16 protein-coding genes are annotated in these 15603 nt (G+C 51.5%); 9 read left to right on the forward strand and 7 right to left on the reverse strand.

All coding sequences use genetic code 11. From position 1 onward, the window contains the following. Window positions 1–35: 35 nt before the first annotated feature. Window positions 36–275, reverse strand: a complete 240-nt coding sequence (gene zapB, locus J1781_RS10320) for a septal ring assembly protein ZapB (protein ID WP_129955305.1) — start codon at window positions 273–275, stop codon at window positions 36–38. Between the two features lie 577 nt (window positions 276–852). On the opposite strand from zapB, the gene J1781_RS10325 reads away from it, so the two are divergent. The 3 genes from J1781_RS10325 to glpX all read left to right on the forward strand — a co-directional run bounded on the left by J1781_RS10325 (window position 853) and on the right by glpX (window position 4426). Then, the gene (locus tag J1781_RS10325) at window positions 853–1701 is read left to right on the forward strand and encodes an MIP/aquaporin family protein (RefSeq protein ID WP_129955304.1); all 849 of its coding nucleotides are present in this window, start codon (window positions 853–855) and stop codon (window positions 1699–1701) included. Window positions 1702–1746: 45 nt separating this feature from the next. Next, window positions 1747–3270: a glycerol kinase GlpK gene (gene glpK, locus J1781_RS10330; protein ID WP_129955303.1), complete on the forward strand. Its 1524-nt coding sequence runs from the start codon at window positions 1747–1749 to the stop codon at window positions 3268–3270. Between the two features lie 145 nt (window positions 3271–3415). After that, window positions 3416–4426, forward strand: a complete 1011-nt coding sequence (gene glpX, locus J1781_RS10335; protein ID WP_129955302.1) for a class II fructose-bisphosphatase — start codon at window positions 3416–3418, stop codon at window positions 4424–4426. 54 nt (window positions 4427–4480) lie between these two features. On the opposite strand, the gene emrD is transcribed toward glpX, so the two are convergent. Next, window positions 4481–5674 (reverse strand): multidrug efflux MFS transporter EmrD, encoded by a 1194-nt coding sequence (gene emrD / locus J1781_RS10340; RefSeq protein ID WP_129955301.1) that lies wholly within the window; start codon window positions 5672–5674, stop codon window positions 4481–4483. Between the two features lie 309 nt (window positions 5675–5983). Between emrD and fpr the strand changes: the two genes are divergently transcribed. After that, window positions 5984–6730, forward strand: coding sequence for a ferredoxin--NADP(+) reductase (gene fpr, locus J1781_RS10345; RefSeq protein ID WP_217157658.1), 747 nt, complete (start codon window positions 5984–5986; stop codon window positions 6728–6730). A gap of 14 nt (window positions 6731–6744) precedes the next feature. On the opposite strand, the gene J1781_RS10350 is transcribed toward fpr, so the two are convergent. Continuing rightward, a complete protein-coding gene (locus tag J1781_RS10350) occupies window positions 6745–7167 on the reverse strand; it encodes a DUF805 domain-containing protein (protein WP_129955299.1) in 423 nt (140 codons plus the stop codon). A gap of 158 nt (window positions 7168–7325) precedes the next feature. On the opposite strand from J1781_RS10350, the gene J1781_RS10355 reads away from it, so the two are divergent. Next, complete coding sequence (locus J1781_RS10355; RefSeq protein WP_217220933.1) at window positions 7326–7934, forward strand: DUF1454 family protein; 609 nt, start codon at window positions 7326–7328, stop codon at window positions 7932–7934. 127 nt (window positions 7935–8061) lie between these two features. Further along, window positions 8062–8829, forward strand: coding sequence for a triose-phosphate isomerase (gene tpiA / locus J1781_RS10360; RefSeq protein ID WP_129955297.1), 768 nt, complete (start codon window positions 8062–8064; stop codon window positions 8827–8829). 66 nt (window positions 8830–8895) lie between these two features. On the opposite strand, the gene J1781_RS10365 is transcribed toward tpiA, so the two are convergent. The 3 genes from J1781_RS10365 to cpxP form a co-directional block, all read right to left on the reverse strand. Further along, window positions 8896–9885 (reverse strand): sulfate ABC transporter substrate-binding protein, encoded by a 990-nt coding sequence (locus J1781_RS10365; RefSeq protein ID WP_129955296.1) that lies wholly within the window; start codon window positions 9883–9885, stop codon window positions 8896–8898. A gap of 183 nt (window positions 9886–10068) precedes the next feature. Next, on the reverse strand, window positions 10069–11055 hold the full coding sequence (pfkA, locus tag J1781_RS10370) for a 6-phosphofructokinase (protein ID WP_015699196.1): 987 nt from the start codon (window positions 11053–11055) through the stop codon (window positions 10069–10071). 346 nt (window positions 11056–11401) lie between these two features. After that, entirely contained in the window at window positions 11402–11911 is a 510-nt protein-coding gene (gene cpxP / locus J1781_RS10375; protein ID WP_129955295.1) for a cell-envelope stress modulator CpxP, read from the reverse strand. Window positions 11912–12063: 152 nt separating this feature from the next. Here cpxP and cpxR point away from each other — a divergent pair, with 152 nt between their 5' ends. Genes cpxR through trmL form a run of 3 tightly spaced genes read left to right on the forward strand, consistent with a single transcriptional unit; the run spans window position 12064 to window position 14643 of the window. Beyond that, window positions 12064–12765, forward strand: coding sequence for an envelope stress response regulator transcription factor CpxR (gene cpxR / locus J1781_RS10380; RefSeq protein WP_129955294.1), 702 nt, complete (start codon window positions 12064–12066; stop codon window positions 12763–12765). Further along, window positions 12762–14132, forward strand: a complete 1371-nt coding sequence (gene cpxA / locus J1781_RS10385) for an envelope stress sensor histidine kinase CpxA (protein WP_129955293.1) — start codon at window positions 12762–12764, stop codon at window positions 14130–14132. Before cpxR ends, cpxA begins: the two co-directional genes overlap by 4 nt. Window positions 14133–14169: 37 nt before the next feature. After that, window positions 14170–14643, forward strand: a complete 474-nt coding sequence (gene trmL, locus J1781_RS10390; RefSeq protein WP_129955292.1) for a tRNA (uridine(34)/cytosine(34)/5-carboxymethylaminomethyluridine(34)-2'-O)-methyltransferase TrmL — start codon at window positions 14170–14172, stop codon at window positions 14641–14643. Between the two features lie 52 nt (window positions 14644–14695). On the opposite strand, the gene cysE is transcribed toward trmL, so the two are convergent. After that, window positions 14696–15517 (reverse strand): serine O-acetyltransferase, encoded by an 822-nt coding sequence (gene cysE / locus J1781_RS10395; protein ID WP_120133124.1) that lies wholly within the window; start codon window positions 15515–15517, stop codon window positions 14696–14698. Between the last annotated feature and the right edge of the window lie 86 nt (window positions 15518–15603).

Here is a 15603-nt window from a genome sequence, read left to right on the forward strand (position 1 = left end):
CCTTGGCGTCCTTTTTTATTTGGAATATGAAGTCATTAAACTTCTTCCATTTTTCCCAACAGTGCACGCAGACGATCCTGCCATACGTGTTGTTCTTCTTTCAGCTGCGCATTTTCACGCACCAGAGACTCATGATTGCCGCTGGCTTGCTGAACTTCCTGAGACAGGGCGTTGTTCTGCTCTTTCAGTTCTTCGATTTCCATCTGCAACAGAGTAATGGTATCGATCGCTTGCTGAACTTTAGCTTCTAATTTCTCAAATACTTCAAATGACATTTTTCGGTCCCCTTATGTTCGCAAGGCGCACATCTTATGTTCTGCCGCATCGTCCGGACACGGCTCAAAAATTCCTGCACTCCGTCGATTTTTATAACGAATTCATCAGAGAATTGCATAAAACCGGCAGGTGTCTTAACGGGTGATTGTATGTAGCCAGCTTTGATCTGTCTACCCGCAACCCCTCTATCCACGCAGTCTGTTGCAATTTTACAGTGCCGGGTATCAGGAAATGCCTAAAAAGCAGCGTCACACGCCAGAAATAGCCTTTAATGCCGAATAACCGTAGCCACCGTGCAACACGTAATAGTGATGCTCGTTTGTCAGCAACGCGCGCTGAAAATGTTAAATCCAGGCCTTTTGGCGCGGCATCATGGTCCGACAATACGCGAAATCGCTCATTTTTATGACGCAACACACAAAATTTGATTTCGCTATTTCTCGTTTATGCTCGTTAACGATAAATTCACATTACGTTCTCATTTAATGATGAACGCCAAAATCCGATTACGTTCACAAACGATATAACAGAAAAACTATAACTAACCATTAACATCATCCTTAGCAGGATCAAACTATGAGCCAAACCATGAGTTCCACATTAAAAGGTCAGTGCATCGCTGAGTTTCTGGGTACCGGGCTTATCATTTTCTTTGGTGCGGGCTGTGTCGCAGCAATGAAACTTGCCGGGGCAACCTTTGGCCAGTGGGAAATCAGTATTATCTGGGGTCTGGGTGTGGCAATGGCCATCTACCTGACAGCCGCCATCTCCGGTGCACACCTGAATCCGGCGGTGACCGTTGCACTTTGTTTGTTTGCAAACTTTGAAGGACGCAAAGTTCTGCCTTACATCGTGGCACAGGTCGCCGGTGCTTTTTGCGCCGCTGCACTGGTTTATGGCCTTTACTACAATCTGTTCTTCGATTTTGAGCAAAGCCACAATATGGTCCGCGGCAGCGTCGAAAGTCTGGATCTGGCCGGTATTTTCTCTACCTATCCGAACCCGCACATCAGCGTATTGCAGGCGTTTCTGGTAGAAACGGTGATTACAGCCATTCTGATGGCGTTAATCCTCGGCCTGACTGATGATGGCAACGGTATTCCACGTGGCCCGCTGGCACCGCTGCTTATCGGTATCCTGATCGCGGTTATCGGTGCATCCATGGGGCCACTGACCGGATTCGCCCTGAACCCGGCCCGTGACTTCGGTCCGAAAGTGTTCGCCTTCTTCGCTGGCTGGGGCAAGGTTGCCTTCACCGGTGCGCGCGATATTCCTTATTTCCTGGTGCCAATTTTTGGCCCGTTGCTCGGGGCTTCTCTGGGTGCCATCGCCTACAAGGCGCTGATTGGTCGCCATTTACCAAATCAGATTAATGAACCGGCAGAAGAAAAAGCACCTCAGCCATCCAAACAACGTAAGGCCTGATCGGCTAAACTGTTCCACAGCTTACTCATTCGTAGGATGAATATTATGTCAGCAGATACGACTCACGAAAAAAAATACATTGTTGCACTCGACCAGGGTACAACCAGTTCACGCGCCGTAGTTCTGGATCACGATGCCAATATCGTCAGCGTGGCACAACGCGAGTTCACCCAGATCTACCCGAAATCGGGCTGGGTTGAGCATGACCCGATGGAAATCTGGGCATCGCAAAGCTCGGTGCTGGTGGAAGTGTTGGCAAAAGCCGACATTAATTCCGATCAGATTGCCGGTATCGGTATCACCAACCAGCGCGAAACCACCATTGTGTGGGAAAAAGAAACTGGCAAGCCAATCTATAATGCGATTGTCTGGCAATGCCGCCGCACTGCTGACATCTGCGAAACGCTGAAAAAAGACGGTCTGGAAGAATACATTCGCCACAACACCGGCCTGGTTATCGACCCGTACTTCTCCGGTACCAAACTGAAATGGATCCTCGACCACGTTGAAGGCTCACGTGAACGCGCTAAACGCGGCGAACTGCTGTTCGGCACCGTCGACACCTGGTTGGTCTGGAAAATGACGCAGGGTCGTGTTCACGTGACGGATTACACTAACGCCTCACGTACCATGTTGTTCAACATCCATGACCTTCAATGGGATGAGCGCATGCTTGAAGCGCTGGATATTCCGCGTGAAATGCTGCCGGAAGTTCGCCCTTCTTCTGAGATTTACGGCCAGACCAACATCGGGGGTAAAGGCGGTACGCGTATCCCTATCGCCGGTATCGCCGGTGACCAGCAGGCGGCCCTGTATGGCCAGCTGTGTGTCCAACCGGGTATGGCGAAAAATACCTACGGCACCGGTTGCTTCCTGCTGATGAATACCGGTACTGAAGCGGTAGCGTCTAAAAATGGTTTGCTGACTACCATCGCCTGCGGTCCGCGCGGCGAAGTGAACTATGCGCTGGAAGGTGCTGTGTTTGTCGGCGGTGCGTCCATTCAGTGGCTGCGAGATGAACTGAAGCTTTTCAGCGATGCAACCGACTCCGAATATTTCTCCATGAAAGTGAAAGACACCAATGGTGTTTACGTGGTGCCCGCCTTCACCGGCCTCGGCGCGCCTTATTGGGACCCGTATGCCCGCGGCGCTATCTTCGGTCTGAGCCGTGGTGCGAACAGTAACCACATTATCCGCGCGACGTTGGAATCTATCGCCTACCAGACCCGCGACGTGCTGGATGCGATGCAGGCCGACTCAGGCGCTCGTCTGCAGGCGCTGCGAGTGGATGGCGGTGCGGTTGCCAATAATTTCCTGATGCAATTCCAGTCAGACATTCTCGGCACCCGTGTAGAGCGCCCTGAAGTGCTGGAAGTGACCGCGCTGGGTTCTGCCTACCTCGCCGGTCTGGCCGTCGGTTTCTGGAGCGATCTGGAAGAGGTGCGCAGCAAAGCAACTATCGAACGTGAATTCCGCCCAAGCATTGAAACGACGGAACGTAATGTCCGCTATAAAGGCTGGCAAAAAGCGGTGGCACGTGTTCGTTCCTGGGAAGATCACGACGAGTAATCGCCGGGTATTTTATCGCCAACACCTCTTTCTGAAACTCCCCGCCTGGGGAGTTTTTTTATGTGCCTTTTCCCATTGTGCTAAAATCTGCGGCACAGATGAGCCTCGTCTCACCGACCTCTTTTTTCTTTCTACAGGCTTTCCAATGAAACGTGAATTAGCAATCGAGTTCTCCCGCGTGACCGAAGCTGCTGCGCTGGCTGGTTACAAATGGCTGGGGCGTGGTGATAAAAACCTTGCCGATAATGCTGCCGTTCAGTCCATGCGTATCATGCTCAATAAAGTTGATATTGATGGCACCATCGTGATTGGTGAAGGGGAAATTGATGAAGCGCCGATGTTATACATCGGCGAAAAAGTCGGTACCGGCAATGGCGATGCGGTAGATATTGCTGTCGACCCGATTGAAGGCACACGTATGACGGCCATGGGGCAATCCAACGCGCTGGCCGTGCTGGCCGTGGGCGACAAAGGTTCCTTCCTCAATGCGCCGGACATGTACATGGAAAAAATTGCCGTCGGGCCGGGCGCGAAAGGAGCGATTGATCTGCAACTGACACTGGCTGAAAACCTCGCAAATATTGCGAAGGCGCTGAATAAGCCGCTCACCGAACTGACTGTCGCGGTTTTAGCGAAACCACGCCACGACGATGCGATCCGCGAAATGCTGGCGTCAGGCGTGCGAGTGTTCGCGTTTCCGGACGGTGATGTGGCGGCGACGATCCTGACCTGTATGCCGGAAAGCGAAGTGGATGTGCTGTATGGCATCGGCGGCGCACCGGAAGGGGTAATTTCTGCCGCCGTAATCCGCGCACTGGATGGCGATATGCAGGGCCGGCTACTGGCACGGCATGACGTGAAAGGCGATACACCGGAAAACCGTCGTATCGGCGAAGAAGAGCTGACGCGCTGTAAAGTGATGGGAATTGAAGCCGGTAAGGTGCTGCTGCTTGATGATATGGCGCGTAACGATAACGTGATTTTCTCCGCGACCGGTATTACTAAAGGCGACCTGCTGGAAGGCATCAGCCGTCAGGGGAATATGGCGACCACCGAAACACTGTTGATACGGGGTAAATCACGCACTATCCGCCGTATCCGCTCCACCCATTACCTCGACCGTAAAGACGCGGCGTTGCACGCATTTATTATCTGATCATTCCTTCCGGTCATCAAAAAGCAGGGCCATCAGCGCCCTGCTTTTGCACTATCAGGCCGTATGCCCTTCATGCTGACTGCGGTTCGACATCGGCCACCAGCACAGCAAAATCAGCACTGCCATGGCAAACATCAGTAACCCGAGACTGAACTGACCGGTTTGCGGCAGCATTGCTGACATCCAGGCTACCAGCCCTGAACCCATATTCTGTAAACCACCGACCAGAGCACCCGCAGCGCCTGCCAGATACGGGAAAGGCTCCATTGCGCCGGTGGTCGCCAGCGGGAATAACATACCCGCGCCGAAGAAGAACAGCGAAGCTGGCACCACCAGCGTCCAGATATTCATGATACCCAGCCAGCCGGGGATCCACATCGCCAGACCAGCCAGCAGACAACTGATGACCGAATGCCACATCAGTTGCTGGAAACTTTTCTCTGTACGCCCGGCATACCAGGCACCAAAGAAAGCTGCCGGGATCGGCAGGATAAACAGGACGCTGACCATCACACCGCTCAGCCCGAGAACGCCGCCCATCAGCACTCCGCAACTGGCTTCAAACACCGCCACGCCGGCCAGCGCACCGACCAGCATCACCAGATAACGGCTGAAATTGGCATCGGCCAGCAATAAACGCAGACTGCCCAGCATTTTGCGCGGCGGATGATCGGCAGTGAATTCAGGACGGGTTTCAGGCAACCAGCGGTACATCGAAAAAGCCACTCCTGCGCACAGGATAAGCAGAAACCCAAAACTTGCACGCCAGCCCAGCCACGCCGACAAAGCGCCGCCGATCACCGGTGCCAGCAGAGGACTGACCAGAATGCCCATGTTCAGCAGACTGTTGGCATGGCGTAACGCGCCGCCGCTGTATAAATCACGTGGCATGGTTCGCGCCATCACACCTGCTACGCCGGTGCCCAGTCCCTGAATGGCTGCAAAAGCGATCAGCATATTCAGGCTCGTTGACATCATCGCGCCCGCCGCGCCAAGCAGGAAAATTATCAGGCCGGTCAGGATCACCGGTTTACGGCCAACGTTATCGGAAAGCGGACCATAAACCAGTTGCGAGCCGCCGTATGTCAGCAGATATGCCGCCATTACCCGCTGCACGGCACCGGGTTTTACGGCAAGACTGGCGGCCATGTCCGCAATATTCGGCACATAAATGGTCTGTGCCATTTGCCCGACAGCCACCAGCAAAATGAGCATAATAAGCAGGTGAATATTTTCCAGTTTTTTCATTTTTCAGTTCATTATCGGATAAGTATGGAAAAGAGCAGAATAAATAACCCATCATTTCAGCCAGACACCGGCGGCGCATAAGTTAACAAATTAAGATGAATAAGCGAGTACTGCGGGGAAGACTTCTGTCAGTTCGCTGGCAGCGGCGGGAACCACTTCTGTAACGCTGGGTGTACAGAAATCGATACTGACTAACCGGTAATAAACAGGCTGATAACATTTAACCGATACGGGATCGGGAAAATTTGAAATAAAATCAGGACATAATTTCGCACCACGTGAACAAACCAGAAACCACGGGAGTTTTTTATGGCTGATTGGGTGACAGGAAAAGTCAAAAAAGTTGAACACTGGACTGACAGTTTGTTCAGCATCACGGTCAATGCGCCCGTTGACCCTTTTACCGCAGGCCAGTTCGCCAAACTTTCACTGGATATTGACGGTGAGCGGGTTCAGCGCGCTTATTCCTATGTGAATCCGCCCTCAAGCGGTGAGCTGGAATTCTATCTGGTCAACGTGCCGGAAGGAAAACTCAGCCCGCATCTGCATGTGATGCAGCCCGGAGATGAAATCAACATCACCAGGGAAGCCGCCGGATTTTTCGTCATTGAAGAAGTGCCCGAATGCGAAACCTTATGGATGCTGGCAACGGGCACCGCCATCGGGCCGTATCTGTCGATTTTACAGGAAGGTACGGGGCTGGAACGGTTCAAAAATATTGTTCTGGTTCATGCGGCACGCTTTGCTGCCGATCTGAGTTATCTGCCGTTGATGCAGCAACTGCAACGCCGTTATGAAGGCAAACTGCATATACAGACCGTGGTCAGTCGCGAGGAAATTTCAGGCTCGCTGACCGGGCGAGTTCCTGCGCTGATTGAAAGCGGTGCGCTGGAAGCAGCTGTCGGCCTGAAAATGCTGGCAGAGGACAGCCACATAATGTTGTGCGGCAATCCGCAGATGGTTCGCGATACACAGCAGTTACTCAAAGACACGCGGGGTATGCGCAAACACCTCAAACGTAAACCGGGTCATATGACCAGCGAGCATTACTGGTAAGCAGTGACTGAAAACTAGCGAAATTTAACGTCGTCCGGTTCCGGGCCAAAACGATTTGTGCCCGGCGTGCCGGTAAACGCACCGCAGTCGATCAGCAACATAATGAAAATCACTGAAGGCGCCAGCCGTCCCAGAACCCAGCTCCATATCTGAGGCATCGCCGCTGCCCAGTTCCCCGCCACCAGCATCCACGCCAGCACAAACAACAGCGCCCACCAGGCAGATTTATTACGGTCATGTAATCTTTTCACCAGCACAGCCGCCGTCGGCCACAGTAAAACCACCAGCGCGAATCCGGCGGACTGATAGGTAATCCATTCCTGTGCGGCAAAAAAGAAGTCAGCCACCATCAGGATCAGCCAGCTGACCATCCACATCCAGAAATCACGTCGGCCCAGGCGGCCGTTAAAAGAAAATAGTGCATGCTGTAACGTCATTGACAGTCCGTTCCGTAAAGTACAATGGGAGTAAATTGTTAAACCAGCCGGAGTGTACCCCACGGACAACAACGACGAGAATCTTTACGCACTCCTTTTGACATTACCCCCCGTTCCCCGCTTTAATCGGTTTGTTGAAATAAAATAAGAAACGCCCTATGACTGTTGCTCAATCCTTATTACGACTGGCACTTCCCGCGCTGCTTATGCTCACCGGCCAGAATATTGCACTGGCCGATCCGTCGGCAGAGCACGCCGGCGCGGAAGAAATGCCAAAAGCCCCTTACCTGCTTGCCGGTGCGCCAACCTTTGAAACGACGCTGATCAATTTTCGCGCCAGATATAATGAAGCTAATCCGACTCAGCAGATTGGCGAGTTCCGTTCTATCAGCGATAAGTCTCCCAACAGTTTCCTGACCCGCGCTGCCAGCAAAATTAACGAAAATCTGTATGCGTCGACCGCGCTGGAAAAAGGCACCGGCAAAATAAAAACGCTGCAAATTACTTACCTGCCGATTCAGGGGGCTGAAGAAAAAGCCGCACGCACCCTGGCGATAAGCTATATGGCCAACCTGATGCGTCAGTTCGACGCCACACTATCCACTGAGCAAAGCGTGGCGAGAGTGGCTTCTCTGATCGAGAAAGGCAAAGGTCAGCAGTTTTATAAGCAGGAAGTAGGCGCAGTACGTTTTGTCATTTCAGACAATGGCGAAAAAGGTCTGACATTCGCCGTTGAACCGGTCAAGCTGGCGCTTGCTGAGCCATGAGATGACGGTTTTTAATGACAAAAAGCAAAGCCTTTATGACCAATGATCTCTATACTGTTGCACAGGTAATCTGCTTATTTGGCAGAAATTTTAATCGACACTCGCGTCCCCTTTTGGAGGAAAAAACATGCGACATCCATTAGTGATGGGTAACTGGAAGCTTAACGGCAGCACCCACATGGTTAACGAACTGATTGCTGCTCTGCGTACTGAACTGAGCACAGTTGTAGGTTGTGGCGTTGCAATTGCTCCACCAGAAGTTTACCTGTCACAGGCTAAACACGCTCTGGCTGGCAGCCGTATTGCGCTGGGTGCTCAGAACGTTGATGCGAACCTGTCCGGCGCATTCACTGGTGAAATCTCTGCCGACATGCTGAAAGACATCGGTGCGAAATACATCATCATCGGTCACTCAGAACGCCGCACTTACCACAAAGAAAGCGACGAGTTCATCGCGAAAAAATTCGGTGTGCTGAAAGACGCTGGCCTGACTCCTGTTCTGTGCATCGGTGAAACCGAAGCAGAAAACGAAGCAGGCAAGACTGAAGCCGTTTGCGCGAAACAACTGGATGCGGTGCTGAACACTCTGGGTGCAAAAGCATTCGAAGGCGCTGTTATCGCTTACGAACCTGTCTGGGCGATCGGTACCGGCAAGTCTGCCACCCCGGCTCAGGCTCAGGCGGTTCACAAATTCATCCGTGACCATATCGCAAAACAAGATGCTGCGGTTGCAGAGCAAGTGATCATCCAGTACGGCGGTTCTGTTAACGCGGCCAATGCTGCTGAACTGTTCACCCAGCCAGACATCGATGGCGCGCTGGTTGGCGGTGCGTCACTGAAAGCAGATGCTTTCGCTGTGATCGTCAAAGCCGCTGCTGAAGCTAAACAAGCGTAAGCTGTTTCTTCCGCACAATAAAAAACCCCGGCATGCCGGGGTTTTTTATTGTCTGTAAAAGCGCGATTAACGTTTGGTGATTTGGTCGAAAATTCCATCGGTCGCGAAATGGTCTTTCTGCGCCTGAGCCCAGGTACCTGCAACCTGATCAATGGTGAACAGTTTCAGTTTCGGGAATTCAGCCGCGAATTTCTTCTCGACTTGCGGATCACGCGGACGGTAATAGTTTTCTGCTGCGATGGTCTGGCCTTCCGGTGAATACAGGTACTTCAGGTAGGCATCCGCCACTGTACGGGTGCCACGCTTATCCACCACTTTATCGACTACGGAAACCGTTGGCTCCGCCAATATTGATTCGCTTGGCGTGACGATTTCAAACTTGTCTTTGCCGACTTCTTTGGTCGCCAGCAGCGCTTCGTTTTCCCATGCGATCAGCACATCACCGATACCGCGCTCAACGAAGGTGTTGGTTGCGCCACGAGCACCGGAATCCAACACTTCCACGTTTTTATACAATGCTTTCACGAAATCCTGAGCCTTCGCTTTGTCATTGTTGTTGTGATGCAACGCATAACCCCAGGCAGCGAGATAGTTCCAGCGTGCGCCGCCAGACGTTTTAGGATTCGGCGTAATCACCGACACACCCGGTTTGATCAAATCATTCCAGTCATGAATTTGTTTCGGATTACCTTTACGCACCAGGAACACAATGGTAGACGTATACGGCGCAGAATTGTCCGGCAGGCGGGTGATCCAGTTTTTATCAATACGACCGCGCTCGGCAATGGCATCAACGTCATAAGCCAGCGCCAGTGTCACTACATCCGCTTCAATGCCATTAATAACTGACGTAGCCTGTTTGCCTGAGCCGCCATGCGACTGGCGCACAGTAACCGTATCACCGGTTTTGCCCTGCCAGTATTTGCTGAACGCCTTATTATATTGTTCATAGAACTCACGGGTTGGATCGTATGACACGTTCAGAATCTGAATATCTTTGGCAATCGCTCCCGTTGCTACCAACAGTAATCCCAAACCTGCAGCCCATTTACGCATCGTACTCTCCCGAAATAGTTTCTATGGATTTCATTTATTTGTTCGTTAAAGAGAGCGTGCCAGATAAAAATGAAACACATAAAGAATAAAAGGTTTTTTTCTATTACTTTATGGAATAAACAAAAGGCGGGCGAAAAAAAACCTCCCGCCAGGGAGGTTCTTCTAAACACGCAATAAACTGAATCAGAAAAGTTTTTTCGCCGTGTCGTACCAGTCTTCTTTGAACTTGCTTTTCTTGTTCTCTGGCGCGATACAAATCGAGATTAATTCGTGAACCATTTTCTCGTTTTCTACACCCACACAGAAACCGCCTTGAGAATAGTCGCGGTCTTCTTCCAGCAGCAGGTCAACAGCATAAGCACCCATGCGGGAAGCCAGGATACGGTCATAAGCGACCGGTGCTCCGCCACGCTGAATATGGCCTAAGACAGTGCCACGCGTTTCACGACAGGTTTCTTTCTCGATGTATTTAGCCAGTTCTTCGATGTTATCTAACTTCTCGGTGATGGCGACAATCGCGTGTTTTTTACCTTTCGCGATACCGGCTTTGATTTCAGCAACCAGATCATCACGTTTAAATTCAACTTCAGGGATAGCGATAAATTCGCACCCCCCGGCAATCGCTGCCGCTAAAGTCAAATCACCGCAATAGCGGCCCATCACTTCAACAATAGAGATACGCTGGTGTGAGGATGAGGTATCACGTAAACGGTCAATCGCCTCAACCACAGTGCCTAATGCGGTGAAAAAACCGATAGTGTAGTCAGTCCCGGCAACATCGTTATCGATGGTACCTGGCAGGCCGATACAACGGATGCCACCTTCTTTCGTCAGCAGGTCTGCACCCGCATATGAACCGTCACCGCCGATAACCACCAGGCCATCAATACCGCGGTCTTTCATATTCTGTAGGGCAACTTTACGCATTTCTGGATCACGGAATTCCGGAAAACGTGCTGAACCCAGGAAAGTACCACCACGGTTGATCATATCGGAGACGCTGTAACGATCCAGTTTGCGCATGCGGTTTTCATACATGCCGAGGTAGCCATCTTCAATACCGTAGACTTCCAAATCTGCAGATAAAGCGGCGCGGACAACGCCACGGATCGCAGCATTCATGCCTGGGGCATCGCCACCACTTGTCAGTACACCAATTTTTTTGATCATGACTACCTCTGAACTTGTAGATGCAATTTCTTAAGAATCTTGAGCCAGCCTGTTGGGCGAATTTTTCTTATGCAGCCAAAAGGGCTTATTAGCGTTTGAGCCTATAGTATAACAAAACACCGGTGCTGAATTGATTCAAGTCAGCAAGAATACGCATACATCGCTCGGTACATCGCAATTTACTGATTCATACGGCTTTTACAAGATATTTCCCGTTCGTTACGCGCAGATTTCCACCTTGTTAATTTCCTATTTGCAGATCCCACCCAAATTGAGGGCAAAAAAAACCCCACCTTTCGGTGGGGGAAGACAGGGATGGTGTCTATGGCAAGGAAAAACAGGGATCTTACTCGGTCGTGCTGGTACTACTCGTCTTCTGGGCAGAAGAGGGCTGTAATCCAGATAACTGCATTTGCATCTGTTTCATGCGCTGCTCGTGTTTCTGGTTCAATACATTTTTTTGCTCAGGGGTCAGCAGATTAAACATCTGGTTGCGGATGCGGGCCATTTCGACCTGACGATCCACCTGCTCCTGAGCCATCAATTCAGCTTGCGCACGGACGGCGGCCTGATCGAACTTTTCGGCGGTAACCAATCGGTGCATCGTTTCTATCTGTTCTACATTTACATTAGGCAAATCTTTTCGAGCCTGGTGCATCAGGTCACGCATTTGCTGGCGCTGCTGTTCAGTGAGATTAACACCATCAAACATAGTGTTGCGTTCCAGAGGCTTCTCCAACATCGTGCTATCATGTTCTGCTGGCATCGCTGACACTGGTTTTGCGCCATCTGCTAAAACGACACCTGAACTGAGTGTCAGAAGCGTGGCCAAACCAAATGAAGCTGCCTTAAACATCACATACTCCTAAAGTCTTTATCGCTTCATCGCGAATCATTGAAAAGCAGTCTAAACCTGCTGCTGCAAACAAGCGTCAGTGCTTGTAAAAGTACGTAAAGTCATGGAATAGCGGCAATTGATGACGTATTTTGCGTCTAGAGGTAAATACAATGAATAAAATTTTGTTAGTTGATGACGACCGTGAACTGACTTCACTTTTGAAAGAATTGCTCGAAATGGAAGGCTTTAATGTTGTAGTGGCTTACGATGGTGAGCAGGCATTAGAGAAAATCGATAATACCATCGATCTTCTGTTACTTGACGTGATGATGCCGAAGAAAAACGGCATTGAAACCCTTAAAGAATTACGCCAGCGCCATCAGACGCCAGTGATTATGTTAACCGCTCGTGGCAGTGAATTAGATCGTGTTCTTGGCCTTGAGCTGGGTGCCGATGACTATCTGCCAAAACCGTTTAATGACCGCGAGCTCGTGGCTCGTATCCGGGCCATGTTGCGTCGCTCTAACTGGAGCGAACAGCAGCAAAGCAATGAAAACAGCGGCTCACCGACGCTCGAAGTGGACGGGCTGCAACTCAACCCAGGCCGTCAGGAAGCCAGCTTTAACGGGGAAGCGCTGGATTTAACCGGCACTGAATTCACCCTTTTGTACTTACTGGCAAAACATCTTGGACAAGTTGTTTCCCGCGAACACCTTAGTCAGGAAGTGCTGGGGAAACGTCTGACGCCGTTTGACCGTGCTATTGATATGCATATCTCGAATCTGCGCCGTAAATTACCTGATCGCCAGGATGGTCATCCGTGGTTTAAAACCCTGCGTGGACGGGGTTATCTGATGGTTTCTGCTTCATGATAAACAGCCTTACGGCACGTATTTTTGCCATTTTCTGGTTCACATTAGCCTTAGTGCTGATGCTGGTATTAATGGTGCCGAAACTCGATTCACGCCAGATTACACCGCTGCTCGATAACGAGCAGCGGCAAGGCCTGATGATTGAACAACACGTTGAGGCTGAACTGGCGACCGATCCTGCAAATGACCTGATGTGGTGGCGCCGCTTGTTCCGTGCCATCGACAAATGGGCTCCGCCAGGTCAGCGCCTGTTGCTGGTGACCAGCGAAGGGCGGGTGATTGGCGCTCAGCGCAATGAAATGCAGATCGTGCGTAACTTTATCGGCCAGTCTGATAACTCAGATCGCCCGAAGAAGAAAAAATATGGCCGCGTCGAAATGGTGGGCCCTTTCTCCGTTCGTGACGGCGAAGACAATTACCAGCTTTATCTGATGCGCCCCGCCAGCAGTTCCCAGTCTGACTTTATCAACCTGATGTTCGACCGCCCGCTGTTGCTGTTAATCGTCACCATGCTGATCAGCGCCCCGCTGTTGCTCTGGCTGGCCTGGAGCCTGGCGAAACCGGCGCGCAAGTTGAAAAACGCCGCTGATGATGTTGCACGCGGCAATCTTAAGCAGCATCCGGAACTCGAAGCAGGGCCACAGGAGTTCCTCGCGACCGGTGCCAGCTTCAACCAGATGGTCAGCGCACTCGAACGGATGGTCACGGCGCAACAACGGCTGATTTCCGATATCTCACATGAACTCCGTACCCCGCTGACGCGTTTGCAACTGGCAACCGCGTTGATGAGACGTCGTCATGGTGAAGGGAAAGAGCTGCAACGCATCGAAAATGAAGCTCAGCGCCTTGATGGCATGATCAATGACCTGCTGGTGTTGTCACGCAGCCAGCATAAAAATGAATTATCGCGCGAAACCCTAAAGGCACACGAATTGTGGGCTGGAGTGATTGACGACGCACAGTTTGAAGCCGAACAAATGGGCAAAACACTTGAAGTCACATCACCACCTGGCCCGTGGAAACTGATCGGTAATGCGGCGGCGCTCGACAGCGCGCTGGAGAACATCGTGCGTAACGCCCTGCGTTATTCGAATCATCATATTGTGCTGAACTTCGCCCACGACAACGAAGGGATCACCATCACCGTAGATGATGACGGCCCCGGCGTAAGTGAGGAAGATCGTGAGCAGATTTTCCGTCCGTTCTACCGTACTGATGAAGCGCGTGACCGGGAATCCGGCGGTACCGGCCTTGGGCTGGCTATCGTCGATACCGCTGTTCAACAGCACAGAGGCAAGGTAAAAGCCGAAGACAGCCCGCTGGGCGGCCTTCGTTTGATTATCTGGCTGCCGCTGCACCAGCGTTAAGTTTCTGCTATTCTGCGTCCCTCTATCAGGGGGACGCATGCTTAACATTGTTTTATTTGAACCAGAAATCCCGCCCAACACCGGCAACATTATCCGCCTGTGTGCCAACACCGGATGTCAGCTTCACCTCATCGAACCTCTGGGTTTCGGCTGGGACGATAAACGTCTGCGCCGCGCCGGGCTCGATTACCATGAATTCGCCAATATCAAGCATCACGCTAATTATGATGCCTTTCTCAGTAGTGAAAACCCACAGCGCCTGTTTGCACTGACAACCAAAGGCACGCCAGCACATAGCGCCGTCAGCTATCAGGAGGATGATTTCCTGCTCTTCGGCCCAGAAACTCGCGGCTTGCCGGCATCCATACTGGATAACCTGCCAGCACAACAGAAAATCCGCATTCCCATGCGCGCAGAAAGCCGCAGCATGAACTTGTCGAATGCTGTGTCCGTTGTGGTTTATGAAGCCTGGCGTCAGTTGGGATATCCGGGCGCATTGCTGAAAGAATAGCGTATTGGAAGTGAAGAGGATGGCATGCAGATTCATGCCATCTGAAAACCTGTCAGATGCCGTCGCCGAATTCAAAACCCTGCACAATACCGTTGAAATGCTGATCCATATCCATGGAAGGCCGCTCGCTTTCCGGCCGCCCGACAATACGCGCCGGAACGCCTGCAGCCGTGGTATGTGGAGGAACTGATTGTAATACGACTGAACCCGCACCGATTTTTGCGCCAGCACCCACTTCGATGTTGCCGAGGATTTTCGCACCGGCACCAATCATGACGCCTTCACGAATTTTAGGGTGTCGGTCACCGCAGGTTTTCCCTGTACCACCCAGTGTCACAGATTGCAGAATCGACACGTCATTTTCCACCACGGCCGTTTCACCGATGACAATACCGGTGGCGTGGTCAAACATGATGCCACAGCCAATGCGTGCCGCCGGGTGAATATCTACGCCAAATGACACTGAAATCTGATTCTGGAAATAAATTGCCAGCGCTTTGCGATCCTGCTTCCATAGCCAGTTACCGATGCGGTAAGCCTGCAGCGCGTGGAACCCTTTCAGATAAAGCAGCGGTGTGGAATATTTGTCGACCGCCGCATCACGCTGATGCACAGCCAAAATGTCGCGGGCAGCGGACAGGATCATTTGTTCGTCGTTACGATAGGCTTCTTCGACAACTTCACGGATCGCCATCGCAGGCATAATCGGATTGCCCAGTTTGTTGGCCAGAATGTAGCTCAACGCGCCGCCCAGCGTTTCATGTTTTAGCAACGTCGCATGGAAAAAACTGGCCAGCATCGGTTCACACTCAGCCAGCGCTCTCGCCTCTGATTTAATGTTATTCCAGACCAGTTCTAATTCTTCTAACGACATCACTTTTCCTTACGACTTTGCAAGTTCGGGTAATAAAAAGCCGCCCTGTGGGGAATACCAACAAGGTGGCTATTCTGCAAATGCCT

The organism is Rahnella perminowiae (assembly GCF_019049695.1).
GTDB classification, from domain to species: Bacteria; Pseudomonadota; Gammaproteobacteria; order Enterobacterales; family Enterobacteriaceae; genus Rahnella; species Rahnella perminowiae.